At 66.1% G+C, this 13439-nt stretch carries 6 protein-coding genes; 1 reads left to right on the top strand and 5 read right to left on the bottom strand.

Features of this window, described 5'->3' with window-relative positions:
* The first annotated feature begins 8 nt into the window (after nt 1-8).
* Nucleotides 9-2102: a RelA/SpoT family protein gene (locus SPYCA_RS15970; protein ID WP_120221767.1), complete on the top strand. Its 2094-nt coding sequence runs from the start codon at nt 9-11 to the stop codon at nt 2100-2102.
* A gap of 215 nt (nt 2103-2317) precedes the next feature.
* Here the strand turns inward: SPYCA_RS15970 and SPYCA_RS15965 are convergent, their stop codons facing one another.
* The 5 genes from SPYCA_RS15965 to gdhA are packed head-to-tail and all read right to left on the bottom strand — an operon-like array spanning nt 2318 to nt 13399.
* Nucleotides 2318-6607 (bottom strand): hypothetical protein, encoded by a 4290-nt coding sequence (locus tag SPYCA_RS15965; protein ID WP_443029489.1) that lies wholly within the window; start codon nt 6605-6607, stop codon nt 2318-2320.
* Nucleotides 6608-6614: 7 nt separating this feature from the next.
* Nucleotides 6615-8546, bottom strand: coding sequence for a hypothetical protein (locus SPYCA_RS15960; protein WP_232003366.1), 1932 nt, complete (start codon nt 8544-8546; stop codon nt 6615-6617).
* 3 nt (nt 8547-8549) lie between these two features.
* On the bottom strand, nt 8550-10529 hold the full coding sequence (locus SPYCA_RS15955) for a heme-binding protein (protein WP_443029488.1): 1980 nt from the start codon (nt 10527-10529) through the stop codon (nt 8550-8552).
* 1 nt (nt 10530) lies between these two features.
* Complete coding sequence (locus SPYCA_RS15950) at nt 10531-11994, bottom strand: multiheme c-type cytochrome (RefSeq protein WP_120221766.1); 1464 nt, start codon at nt 11992-11994, stop codon at nt 10531-10533.
* A gap of 49 nt (nt 11995-12043) precedes the next feature.
* The gene (gdhA, locus tag SPYCA_RS15945; protein ID WP_120221765.1) at nt 12044-13399 is read right to left on the bottom strand and encodes an NADP-specific glutamate dehydrogenase; all 1356 of its coding nucleotides are present in this window, start codon (nt 13397-13399) and stop codon (nt 12044-12046) included.
* Nucleotides 13400-13439: the final 40 nt, after the last annotated feature.

The raw sequence follows: 13439 nt of genomic DNA, 5'->3' as shown, positions 1-13439 counted from the left end.
TGAGGAGGATGCTGAGGCAATATGAACTTGTCGAGCGCGTGCGCGCTTATGATCCCGACGTCGACGAGGCGCTGCTCAACCGCGCCTATGTCTTCACGGTGCAGAAGCACGGCAGCCAGAAGCGCGCGTCGGGCGACCCCTATTTCAGCCACCCGGTCGAGGTTGCGGGAATCCTGACCGACCTGCATCTCGACAGCGAAACGATCGTCACCGCGCTGCTCCACGACACGCTCGAGGATACGCTGACAACGCCCGAGGAGATCGAGCGGCTGTTTGGTCCCGACGTCGGGCGTCTGGTCGATGGCGTGACCAAATTGAGCAAGATCGAGGCGCAGACCGAGAATGAGCGCGCCGCGGAGAATCTGCGCAAGTTCCTGCTCGCCATGTCGGACGACATCCGCGTGCTGCTCGTCAAGCTCGCCGACCGGCTGCACAATATGCGCACGCTGCATTTCATCCAGAACCCCGACAAGCGCCGGCGCATCGCCAAGGAGACGATGGACATCTATGCGCCGCTCGCCGAGCGGATCGGCATGTATGAATATATGCGCGAGATGCAGCTGCTCGCCTTCCGCGAGCTCGAGCCCGAAGCCTATGCGACGATCACCGGCCGCCTCGCCAAGCTGACCGCGGGGGGCAAGGACAAGGTCGCGGCGATCAGCCGCGAGTTCAGGGAGCTGCTGTCCGCCGCGGGGATCGAGGCCGAGGTGTCGGGGCGCGAGAAGCATCCCTATTCGATCTGGCGCAAGATGCAGGAGCGCCACGTCAGCTTCGAGCAGGTGACCGACATCATCGCTTTCCGAATCGTCACCCCGACCGACGCCGACTGCTACGCCGCGCTGGGGCTGATCCACCGCAAGTGGAAAATGGTCCCCGGCCGGTTCAAGGATTATATCTCGACCCCCAAGCGCAACGGATACAAGTCGCTGCACACGACGATCATGCACCAGCAGAATATGCGCATCGAAATCCAGATCCGCAGCGTCGGGATGCATCAGGAGTCCGAGTTCGGGCTGGCCGCGCACTGGGCGTATAAACAGGGCGGCAGCGGCCCCGACGGGCAGGCGGGGTGGATCCGCGACCTCATCGAAATCCTTGAACAGACGCACGATCCCGACGAACTGCTCGAAAACACGCGCATCGCGATGTATCAGGATCGCATCTTTGCGTTCACCCCGAAGGGCAGTCTGCACCAGCTGCCCAAGGGCGCAACGCCGGTCGATTTCGCTTATGCCGTCCACACCGGGCTTGGCGACCGGACCGTCGGCGCCAAGGTCAACGGGCGGCTCGTCCCGCTGCGCACGCAGCTTGCCAATGGCGATACGGTCGAAATCCTGTCGTCGGACAAGCAGACGCCGCAGCCAGCGTGGCTGGGCTTTGCCGTGACCGGCAAGGCGCGCGCGGCGATCCGCCGCCACGTCCGCTCGAAAGAAAAGGTCGAACTCGCCGCCCTGGGCCGCAAGATGTACGACGAGATCGCCCGCCGCCTGCCCAACAAGGTTGGCGACAAGGCGCGCGCCGCCGCGCTGACGCGGCTGAAGCTCGAAGACGACAGCGCGCTCTATATCGCGATCGCCAAGCAGCGGCTGACCGACGACGCGGTGCTCGAGGCGCTCGTCCCCGGCATCACCGCCGAGATGAAGACCAAGCCCGGCAAGCTGGTCCAGGGCGCGGCGGTGTCGATCGCGGGGCTGACGCCCGGCGTCGCCTATCAGCTCGCCGATTGCTGCCATCCGGTGCCCGGCGATCGCATCGTCGGCCTGGCGCGCCCCGGCGAAGGGATCGAGGTGCATGTCATCGACTGTCCCAGCCTGGCCGACGGGGTCGACGCCGACTGGATCGACCTCAGGTGGCAGGAGGACAGCGAGGGCGGCAGCGCGCGGCTGTGCATCGTCATCCTGAACGAACCCGGCACGCTCGCCGAAATGTCGGGCATCCTTGCCGCCAATATGGCGAATATCACCAATTTGCGCCTGTCGAACCGCGAGGGCGGATTCCACACCTATGACGTCGTCGTCGAGGTGCGCGACGTCCAGCATGTGATGCGCATATTGTCGGCGCTGCGTGCGTCGGACAGCGTGGTGCAGGCCGAGCGGTTATAGGCGGGATAGCGGTGACGGCGTTGGGGTGGGGAGCGGTCGGCGCGGCCGTTCCGCCCCGGAACGGGGAGGTGGCAACCCGCAGGGCTGACGGAGGGGCCCTAACCTCTCCTCATGACGCACCGTCTCGACCCCTCCACCACCGCTTCGCGGCGGTCCCCCTCCCCGTTCCGAGGAGGAGCGCCGAGTCCGCAATCGGTCGCTTCCGGCCGGCACCTTCAATTCGCGTAGAGCAGCGGCGGTCGCCACGCATTCTCGTCGACCTCGTCGCGAACCTTGTAGACCAGCCCCTTGCTGTTCAGGAACAGCTTCTCCATCTCCGCCCGCGTGAAGGGACGCGAGCCCAGGCGGCCGAATACCGCCATCTGCCCGCCGGTTTCGTCGACCGCGCGGTCGCGGTCGAGTCCCTTTGACAGCGCCAAGGCGGGCGAGGGCGTCTTGGCCCAGGCGATGAGCTGGGGCGTCGGCCTGGGGGAGAAACCATAGAGGCCGGGGTTGTTCGGGCTGGTGAGCTGGATCACCTTGATGCCGCTCCGCCCGTCGGCGACATAGGCGAAGAGCGAGGCGTTGGTCGATGCGACGATCACATCCTCGGCATCCTGCATCGCGCCGTCAAAGGTCAGCGCCGGCCAGACGAGCGGCGCCGCGGGGCGCGTCACATCGACGATGACGAGGCCGTCGGCCTTTGCCGCGACATAGAGGTAGGTGCGCGCCACATAGAGTTTGCGCGCATTGGCGAGCCGCACGGTGCCCGACGGCACCGCCACCGGCTGCGCCATGTTCGTGATGTCGAACAGCTTGACCCCCTCGGCATCACTGACCCAGAGGTAACGGAACTGCACCGCACTCGCGCGCGCATCGGTCAGCGGCACCTGCGCAGTGACCTTCGGCTGGAGAGGGATCGAAAGGTCGAGCACGACGAGGCCCGCATCGGTGGCGATATAGGCATAGCTGCCCGCGAGCGTGACGTGCCGCGCGCCCGCGAGCACATTGCCCTCGTTCCATGTCAGCGCGCGCTTCAGCCGGTTGTTGCGGAACTCGCCGTCGGCCAGCGTGTCGACATCGACGAGCACCAGCCCCTCGACGCTGTCGGTGATGACGGCGTAGCGATAGATATCGTGCATCACCTGTTCGTGATTTTCGGGAAAGTTTTTGACGATATTCTCGTTGCGCGCGACGCTGATCGGCTGCGTCGTCGCGAGCGCCATGCAGGTGGCGTTCTTCGTGCGGACATGCGTGTCGTGGCCGATCGGTGAGAAGGGGGCGCGGACGATGCGTTCGGAAAAGCCCTTGTTGCCGATCGACGCGACGTCATAGACGCGGAACCCGCCCTTGCCCTCCGCCACGAACATATATTCGCCGCGCTGTTGCAGGCAGTTCACGCGGCCGCTCGTGTCCTGAACGATGTTCGCAAACTCCTCCAGCGCCTGCGTTTCGCCCGATCCCCTGGCGTCGAAAATCCTGCCGCGCACCCAGTTTTTCAGTTCCCTGCCATTCTGTTCGACGTGGAGCTTCCAATAGTCGGGGTAGGCGTAGCGGTGGAGATAGGAACCGATCACCGCCTGCGGCTCGTCCCATTCGGTGACGCGCGTCGCCTGAAAGCCGTCCTCCATCCCCGACCAGAGGTTCAGCCCGACGAAATTGACGAAATTGGTGCCGAGCAGCAGCAATTGCGACATGATCGCATTATTGTCGTCGGCGGCCGAGATGTGACAGTCGCTGCACTGCTTGGTTTCCTGGCGCCGCACCGTGTGCGGGAAATGCGGGGCAAAGGCCTGGCTCGAATAGCCCGCCGATGAGATCGGCGGCTGCTGCACATAGATGCGCTCGCGGTTGATGTTGGTTGACGAGAGGATCAGCGCCGAGGTCGAGCGGACGGGGGTGATGATGCCACGCACCTCGCCGTTCGGGCCCGGCTCACCGGGCTTGGTGAGCTGGTGGCGGCCGAGCTGGAACATCTCGTCGCGCGCCACCTGCGGGTTGTAAGTGGCGAAATTGCGCGTCTCCTCACCCTCGAAATGGTGCATCCTGGTCTTCCAGTTCGCCTCGATCGGCAAATGGCACCCGCCGCAGCTCGTCGTCCAACTGAGGTGACAGGTGAAACAGGTCATCTTGTCGTCGCCGTGCGCGCGGTCTTCTTTCGCGACCCCCGGTCCCCATTCATATTTGCCGTCGTCGCTGCCCGATCGCGCCATCAGCTTGGCGCGCGCGGCCCTGGCGTTGAAATGCGGCCCCGGCGTCACCGTCTGCTTGACGAGGCTGACCTGCCATTCGAGCTTGGGATCGACGATCGAGCGCTGAATGAGGCCGATCACCTCGGCATCGTCATTATACTGGAACTCGAAACGGCGGCGTCCGTCGGGGTTGCGCAGCAGTGCGAGGTTGGTCCCCTGCGGCCGCGCCGCGACGTTCGAGGTGAGCAGATTGGGCAGCGCGTCGGCGGTGCCGTGGCAATCCTTGCAGCTGATCTCGACCGCGTTCGCGACCTCGCCCTGGATATAGCCGTTGCCGTGCGCGTCCTGCGCGAAGTGACAGTCGGCGCACTGCATCCCCTTTTCGGCGTGGATGTCCATCATATGCACCGATTTGCCGGGGTTCAGGCCCGGCGGCACAAATTTGCCCTCGACCCCCGGACGCCCCGGATCGGCGCTCAGCAGGCAGAGGTCGCGCTCTTTCGTATCGCTGTAATGCGCGCAGCTCTTGCGCCATTTTTCGGGGTCGGCGGGATCGACGATATGCGCGGTGTCGGTGCCCCAAGTCGCCATATTGCCGTCGGCGGTGAGCAGATTGCCGCTCCGGTCGCGCTTGAAGATGCCGCGAAAGTTCCAGCCGTGGCCGTGATAGTCGGCGAATTGCGTGTCCTTGTTGGTATCGTTGACGTCATAGACGTCGCGCAGGAACTCGACATCGGCCCACAGCCCGCGCGGCGCGGCGCCTTCGGGATTGCGTTCGAGCACCTGATGCACTTCGGCGGCGGTCGGATAACGCTGCCGCTTATATTTCGCCTGATAGTCCGCGTCGCTCATCCCCGGCGGGCGCGGCGCGCTGTTTTCGGGGCCGGGCCACAGCTGCGGCGCGTCCGATTCATAATCCCACATCGTGTAGCCGAGGTAGGAGTTCAGGAAGATATTGGGCTGGTGCATGTGGCAGGTCATGCACTGCGCCGTCGGGATCGCGCGCGTGAAGGCGTGGCTGATCGGGTGGCCCGATTCGCGGCGCGGTTTCTGGCCGGGGCGCGCGGGGACATCGGGATCGGCGGGGTCGATCAGCGCGCCGTGGCCGCCGCCGGCATGGTGGCCATCTTCGGGGGCGTGCGCGTCGTCGCCATGCCCGCCCTTCCATTTCTTTTCCGCGATCGTCGGGTCGATCGTCGCCGTCTCGCCGTCGCGCCCGAACCGGGCATAGGTCAGGCTGTGGCGCGGCTCGCGGTCGTTGGCATAGATGACGTGGCAACCCGCGCAGCCCGAATGGCGATAGTCGCCCGGCTGGTCGTTCGTGCCCATGAACCACATGAAGGGATCGTTGAGGCGCGTCTTGTGGATGTTGAGTACGGGGATCGCGACGCGCAGCCCGGTGCCGGGCCCGCGGTTCGATTGCTTGAGGTCGGGGCGCCCCGGCTCCTCGAGCCGCTGGATCTGTCCCGTCGGGTTGGGCAGGCCGATTTCGGGAAATTGCGTGTTGATATTGCGCCCGCCGCGCTCGAACACGCGAAAGACGTCGCCCGGCGGGATCACGCTCCAGCGCGGCAGCGGATACATGCGGGCGAGCGCGCCGCGCTTCCTCTCCGCATCGGTCAGAATCTTGTCCGACGGAAAGGCGGGTTTGCACGCCTCGGCATATTCCTCGCGCGTCAGTTTCGACGAGGGCGAGAGGATGCACGCGGGATCGCCGCCGCGCGTATAGGCCTCGCCGAAGATATAGTTTTTATAGGGGATGATGCCGTTGTTATACGCCGCGCCGCCCCACAGCATCGCGCCGGTCGACATCAGCGAGCGCTCGGTCGCCTCGATCACCTCCATATGGCACGCGCCGCACGCCTCGCGCGCGACGCGGTAATCGCTGGGGTTGACGAAGCGGATGAATTCGGGCGCTTCCTTGTTGAGCAAGGTATAGCTGCGCACCGGGTTCGCCGAGCTGTCGTGCCATGCGCCGGGCAGCGTCGGCTGCGGATGCGCGACCTTCATCGCCGCGATATTGTAGGGGTTCTTGTAACCCAGTTCGGGCTTGCCGAAGGCGGCGGGCGAGGTCGAATCGCCGCCGTGGCAGTCGGTGCAGCCGAGCTTGACCGCCGGGGTCGCGTGCATCGACGGCTGGTCGGTCTGCGTGTGGCAGCTGTAACAGCCCGCCGATTTCGCCGCGACGTCGGCGTCGCTCTGCTCGCGCGGCGCGGGCGGGGTGAAGCGATAGCTGATCTTGAGCGGCTTTTCCTCTTCGGCCGCGCGGCCGACGCTGGCGCCGAAAGCGGCGCAGAGCGTCACAAAGGCCAGCAGGGCGAAGAGTTTGCGCATCACCATCTCAAAAACTCAAAATCACATTGGCGAGGATCGACACATAGGCGTCGTTCTGCTGCTTGTTGTCGAACAGATCCTTGAAGCCGTCGCCGGGGAGCAGCACCGCGGCGCTGAGGCGCCCGACGATATTCTGCGTCGCTTTCGGCCGCCAGATCGCCGCGACCGACAGGTCGAAACCGATGTCTTTGGGGATCGAGCCTTCGACGCGCAGCGCCTGGAGCGTCGCGGTATTCTCGAACCACAGATGGTTGGCGTTGACGCTGACGCGCGTCTGCGGCGACAGGTCGAAATCGGCGCCCGCGCCGATGAAGATTGTGCCCGGATTGTTGAAGTTCGACTGCCCCTCCTCCTTCGACGAGCGCAGCGAGTTCAAAATGCCGTTGCGGCCGTTGATCGAAATGACGCGCCCGCCGCCCGCGAAGGGGATCGTCTGGCGGATCCAATAGCTGGTGTCGGCGCCGCCGAAGATCGGATTTTCAAAGATCGCGTCGAAGCCGCCCTCGGTCTTGTTATAGGGGTCGCCGTCGCCGGTCGCATAAAGCCCCGACAGGCGGAAGCGCATCCAGTCATAATCGTAACTCAGCTCGACCGCGCCGAAGCCCGCGCGGATTTCGGCGGGCTGACTGGTGAAAAAGCTGTTCCGGTCTTCGCCCAGCGCGGCATAGAAGCTGGCGGTCAGGTTGATCCGCCCGATGCGCCCGTCGGCGCTGTAGCCGAGGTAAACGACGTCATATTCGCGCCCGCGCAGATCGCCGATCAGCGCCGGGCGCACCGGAAAGCCGTTGTGGTCGATCTGCACGTCCTTCTTTTCGCGGTTCATATTATAGGTCACGCTGACCTGGCTGGTCAGCCCGACGACCGGGAAATCCTGGCGATAGAGGTTCGCCGTCAGGACAAAATCGTCGCGCGGGGTCTGGGTGATGTCGTTGAGGCCCGAATTGGTGTCCTTTTCGAGCCGCCAGAAGGCCGCGAAATTATACTGGAAGCGGTTGTTGTCGCGATTGCCGAAGAAACGGAGCCCAAGCTGGCTGTCGTTGAACAGGAAGCCGCGAAAATCGCTCTGGAACGGCTGGATGCCGAGGCGGACGGAATAGAAATCATAGCGGTCGGACGTGTTGCCGAGATGCTTGTCGACGAAGAGTTCCTGCACGCCGAGGAAGCTGTCGTAGCGATGGCTCGCCTTCGACGGGCGCACGTCGAGCACGCGCCGTTCGGGCACGTCGACATAATTGGCCTGCCAGGCGAGCGTCAGCCGATATTCGACATCGGGCGGCTTGAACGCGGTCGACCCCTTGATCAGCGCGACGCCGCCGATGAAGGTCTGCGCAAAGACAAGGCTGCGATCCTTGCCGAAAACGTCGAGGCTGCCCGGCCGCTCGGTCGTCTGGACGCCGACGGGGATCGGAAAGGTGCGCGGCTCGAACACCGTGTCGGACACCGCATTGGCGACGAAGAACCAGTCGTCGCCCTTGATCGGCAGCCATTTGACCTTGTCGGGATCGATCGCGCGGTCACCCTTCAGCGTGTTCTGGTGATAGGGGTCGAACCAGCGTTCCTTGACGACGCCCAATGTCTCGATCAGGCGCCAGCGGTCGGGGACGGGCAGCTGGTCCTCGATCCCCGGAAAGGCCTGCGGCGGCGGCGGGCGCAGCGCACCGACATTGTCCTGGGACAGCGCGTCGGGCAGGTCGGGGCGATAGCCGGGGCGGCGGCGACCCTCGATCATGTCGGTGACGAGATCGTCCGGCACCATTTCCTGCCAGTCGACCGGTGGCGGCGGCGGGGTCAGCTCTTCGGGCGGCTGCTCGGCGGGCGCCGCATCGACGGCGACCGACGGGTCTTCGGGCGCGGGTGGCGGCGGCGGTGCCTCAGTGCCCGGCGCGCCTTGCGCCGCGAGTGTGGCGATCACCGGCCAAAGGCTCCCCCCCGCCATCATCGCCTATAGCCCGTCGCAGACATTCTGCTGCGCCGTATCGAGGAAGGGCGCGAAGGGGCAGCTGATATAGCGGAGGCGCACCGTGCGACTGTCGGCGAGCGTCACGACGATATTGTCGGCGCGCATCGCCTTGGGCGCATTGCCGATGCCGCCGACGCGCGCGCCGGCATTGTGCGTGCCCAGAAAGCTGATCATATCGTCCTGGTCGATGCCATCGCCCGACACGCCGATCGCGCCGACGAGCGTGTTGCCGCGATAGATGGGCACCGATCCGGGAAAGATCTGGATGCCGTTCTGGAGCCGGTTCTGCCCCGGCGCGGCGTCGGGCAGGGTGGTGCAGCGCTGCGGTGTGTCGGTCGGGCTTGCGCCCGACACGAAGCCGAGGTGCGCGCCGAGGTTGCCGATGACGAGCGCCGATTGCAGCCCGGTCGAGAAGGGGTTGAACTGCGCGATCGGGCGCGACAGCGGGCCGTGGGGGCGGCCGACCTCGCCATCGGGGAAATAGGGGCGCGCCAGATTGCCGCCCGAACGGTCGGCAAAGGCGATGGTGCCGGTGAGCGCGGCGGGATCGTTCAGGAAACTGCGCACCGCGGGAACGAAGGCGGCGACATCGGCGCTGGCGTTGGCCGACAGCTCGGCGGCGGCTTGCGGACCCGAGAAAAAGGCGGCGGTGCGCGCCTTCTGCAAGGAAACGTCGGTGCCGAAGATCGGCGCGTCGGGCGAGCGGACGATGCCGAGCACCGCGCCGTGCGTGTCGACGAGGCTGATCGTCACCTGCGCACGGCTGTCGAGCGGGCGGCGAATCTGCGCGCGCGCGCGGCTCATCACGGCAAAGGCTTCCTCCAGCACCGCGCGCGCCTCGGCCGCGGTCAGCGGCGCGGCGACGCTGGCGCCGTCGGTGCCCGCGCGGATCGGGTAACGGTTCGCCCCGCTGCCGTCGGTCAGGATGAAGGCGTCGCGGTTCGAGAATTCGGCCGGGGTCGACGCGCGGATGCCCGACGCTTCGCTGCCATAGGCGACCCCCGCCGTGATCGCGGCATTGGCATAGCCGATGACGGCGACCAGATTGCCCGCGCTGCCGTTGAGGCTGGCGAAGCTTGCGCCGCCGCTCGTCATCACTCCGGCAAAGGTCGCGTCCGAAAAGCGCAATGTCGTGCCGTCGACCGCGATCCTGTCGGCGACGATCGTTTCCGGCGGCTGGAACCCGCGCGTTCCGGCCAGCGCGATAAACTCTTCGTCATCGTCGTCGATGTCGAGGATATTGGGGTCGCTGCCATAGATGCCGTCGCCCATCACCCCGATGCCGCCGACGAGCACGCCATTCTTGTAAAGCGGCAGCCCGCCGGGGTCGGCGGCGAGGCCGAGCGGCGAGCGTTTGGGCCCGATCAGCGCCGCAGGGCCCGCGGCGCCGAACCGCGCCGACAGGTCGCTGCACGGCAGCTGGCTGAACTGCACGCCGAACAGCGGCCCGCTTTCGAGCCCGACAGTCGTGGGCGCGGGCGGGAAATGTTCCTGGACGATCTGGCTCGCGGTGCGCGTCGAAAAGGCGTTGCCGCCGCTCGAGAGATAGGCGCCCGTCACCGCCTTGGCGATCGCGCCGCCCTCGGCGGGGAAGGTGACGTTCTGCGCGTCGATATTGTCGCCATTGGGCGCCGCCGATGTCGTCGCGGTCGCGCGCGCGCCGGTCATGCGGAACACCGCCAGCACATTGCCGACACGATCGGTGACGGCGATGACCGACGGCAGGCCGCGCGCCTGCGCCTCCGAAATCGCATTGGCGAGGATCGTCTGCACGTCGGCGACGCTCAGCGATTCGGCCGCGGGCGGGGTGTAAAGCCCGCCGGTCGGCGGGGGGGTCGGGGTCGGGGTCGGTGATGGTGTCGGTGTGCCGCCCCCCCCGCCGCCGCCGCACGAAGCGAGCAGCAGCGCTCCGCCTGCCACAAGGGCGACAGAACGGAAAAAATGCCTCTTGCTTCGCATCATCTTACCTGAGCGCCCCGATCGCGCGCACAGCGCTGTCGAACGACGCCTGAAACTCGGCGGGCTTATAGCCATTGGGGTCTTTCACCGCGGCATAGGCGCGGTCGATGTCGCCGCGAATCCCCGCCGCCGCGCCGACGGTGATGCGTCCCGACGACACCATCGCGCCCAGCAAAGTATCGACCCCCATCACCGCCTGCTGTGACCCCGAATAGTCGGTATAACGCTCGCGGATCGCCTTTGCCGCGATCGCATCGACCATCGCGAAGGCGTCGGCGCCCGAGAAATTGCGCGACGCGAACGCGCGTTTCAGCGCCGCGACGGTCTGCGACAGCTCGGCCGCCGCCGCGACCGCGCTCGCCCGGTCGGACGCCATCGCCTTGTGAAATGTCGCGGTGCGCGCCGCGAGCTGGTCGGCAAGCGCGGGCGCCGCCATGCGCGCAGCGGCGGCGAGCATGATGAGATTTTCGTCATTATAGGGCGGCATGCCTTCGGGCAGGTTGCGGCCCGGATTGTCGAGGCCGGTGCGCACCGGCTTTGCCTGATCGAAGATGCGGCGGTGGCAGCTGTGGCAGTCGAGGAAATAGAATTCGGGAAATATCCCTTCGGTCCCGCGTCGCGTCTGGAACAGCGCCAGGCTGCGTTCGATCGCGGCTGCCTGCCCCACCGCCCACATCTGGACATGGTCGGTGCGCCGGTTCGGTGCGCCGAACTTGCGCCAGCCATAATCCGCGTCCTCCCGATGATGCGCCTGGAGCGCGGAGAAGAGATCGAGCTCGAAGGATATGCGCGGATGCCCCGCCGCCATGATGCGGTGGGTGACGAACTGCCCGTCGGCGGTCGATCCGAAGTGGCAGTCGACGCACACGCCGGCGCGCACCACCGGATCCTCGAGCTTCTTCAGCCCTGCCGACAGGTTGGCGAGATGCTTGTCGCGCATTTCGCGGTCGGGATCGGAATTGGTGCCGACCCCGGCATAATGGCTCGCGAGCCAGCCGCCGGCGGGGCCATGGCACGATTCGCAGCCAACGCCATCTTCCGCCGGGACGGCGCGCGACGTGCCCGCGGTGCTGTGACAGCCAAGGCACATCTGCGCCTTCGCGGGGTCGCCGATGCCCAGATTGCGCGCGATGAACTGGCTGCGATTGTTGTTCAGCACCGCCCAGGCGCGGCTGTGCGCGCCGCCGGGGGTCGAGGGTTCCTGCCATGTCATCAGCTCGTCCTGGCGGACGACGGTGCCGTCGCCCTCCATCCGGCCATGGCAGGTCGATCCCGCGCACGAGGCAACGCCGGTGTAGCGCGCGGCGCCTTCGCCCTGCGACCGCGCGGGGGAAGCGAAGACAAAGGCTGCTATGGCCAGCGCGCACAGCATTGCGGCAAGTACGGCAAACGCCGCGCGCGTGGGAAGACGGGCGGCCCATGCCGCCCAAGGCCGATGGCTCCGCTCCTTCCCAGCGTGCGCCGTCATCGCAATACCCCTTTTCCCCTACCCGACGCTTATTACGCCCTGGGCCGAATTACACCACCCCGAAAGCCAGCATCGCGTCGGCAACCTTCTTGAATCCCGCGATATTGGCGCCCTTTACATAGTCGATATAGCCACCCCCCTGGTCGCCATAGGTCAGGCAGCGCGCGTGGATGCCGTCCATGATGTCCTTCAGCATCTGTTGCAGTTCGCCTTCGCTCCAGGCGCGGCGCGCGCTGTTCTGGCTCATTTCCAGCCCCGACACCGCGACGCCGCCGGCGTTGGCGGCCTTGCCCGGCGCGAACATGATCTTCGCATCCTTGAAGACATGCACGCCGTCGAGGTTGGTCGGCATGTTCGCGCCCTCGCTCACCGCGATGCAGCCGTTCTTCACCAGCGTCCTGGCGTCCTCGCCAAGCAGTTCATTCTGCGTCGCGCAGGGCAGCGCGACGTCGCACGGCACGCCCCACGGCGTCTTGCCCGCCGTGAAGGTCGCGCCCTTAAACTCCTCGCAATAATCCTCGATCCGCCCGCGGCGGTGCGTCTTGTGCGCCTTCACCCAGTCGATCTTGTCCTGGGTGATGCCGTCGGGATCGTGGATGAAGCCGCCCGAATCGGACAGCGTCAGCACCTTGCCGCCCAGCTGGACGATCTTTTCGGCGGCGTGCGTCGCGACATTGCCCGACCCCGAGATCACCGCCGTCTTGCCGACCAGATCCTGCCCCTTGGCCGCGAGCATGTTGGCGAGGAAATAGACCGCGCCATAGCCCGTCGCCTCGGTGCGGATCAGCGATCCGCCCCATTCGAGCCCCTTGCCGGTGAGCACCCCGGTGAACTCGTTGGTGATGCGCTTATACTGGCCGAACATGAAGCCGATCTCGCGCCCGCCGACCCCGATGTCGCCCGCGGGAACGTCGACGTCGGCGCCGATGTGGCGATACAGCTCGGTCATGAAGCTCTGGCAAAAGCGCATGATCTCGCGCACGCTCTTGCCCTTGGGATTGAAGTTCGACCCGCCCTTGCCGCCGCCCATCGGCAGCCCGGTCAGCGCATTCTTGAACGTCTGCTCGAACGCCAGGAACTTCAGCACGCTTTCGGTGACGCTCGGGTGAAAGCGGATGCCGCCCTTGTACGGGCCGATCGCGTTGTTGTTCTGGACGCGCCAGCCGCGCTGGACGCGGATATTGCCATTGTCGTCCTCCCAGCAGACGCGGAAGGACACGACGCGATCGGGCTCGGCGATCCGCCGCAATATCTGCTGCGCGTGATATTCTTCCTTGTCGGCGATGAAGTCGAAAATGTCCTCGGACACTTCCTGCACCGCCTGGACGAACTCGGGCTGCCCCGGGTTGCGCCGTTTCACGCCCTCCATGAACGTCGCAAAATCGACGTGATCCGAAACTGCCATGCACCCCTCCCCTGTACGACTGGGAAAGCCGGTGCGACCC

The organism is Sphingopyxis sp. FD7 (assembly GCF_003609835.1).
GTDB lineage: Bacteria > Pseudomonadota > Alphaproteobacteria > Sphingomonadales > Sphingomonadaceae > Sphingopyxis.
Note: the sequence above shows the minus strand (reverse complement) of the source record. Positions and strands in the feature narration are given on the sequence as shown.

Excerpts from the sequence above, each read along its gene's own strand:
- SPYCA_RS15970 (WP_120221767.1), top strand. The coding sequence starts at position 9 with ATGCTGAGGCAATATGAACTTGTCGAGCGCGTGCGCGCTTATGATCCC.
- SPYCA_RS15960 (WP_232003366.1), bottom strand. The coding sequence starts at position 8,546 with ATGATGGCGGGGGGGAGCCTTTGGCCGGTGATCGCCACACTCGCGGCG.
- gdhA (WP_120221765.1), bottom strand. The coding sequence starts at position 13,399 with ATGGCAGTTTCGGATCACGTCGATTTTGCGACGTTCATGGAGGGCGTG.
- SPYCA_RS15950 (WP_120221766.1), bottom strand. The coding sequence starts at position 11,994 with ATGACGGCGCACGCTGGGAAGGAGCGGAGCCATCGGCCTTGGGCGGCA.
- SPYCA_RS15965 (WP_443029489.1), bottom strand. The coding sequence starts at position 6,607 with ATGCGCAAACTCTTCGCCCTGCTGGCCTTTGTGACGCTCTGCGCCGCT.
- SPYCA_RS15955 (WP_443029488.1), bottom strand. The coding sequence starts at position 10,529 with ATGATGCGAAGCAAGAGGCATTTTTTCCGTTCTGTCGCCCTTGTGGCA.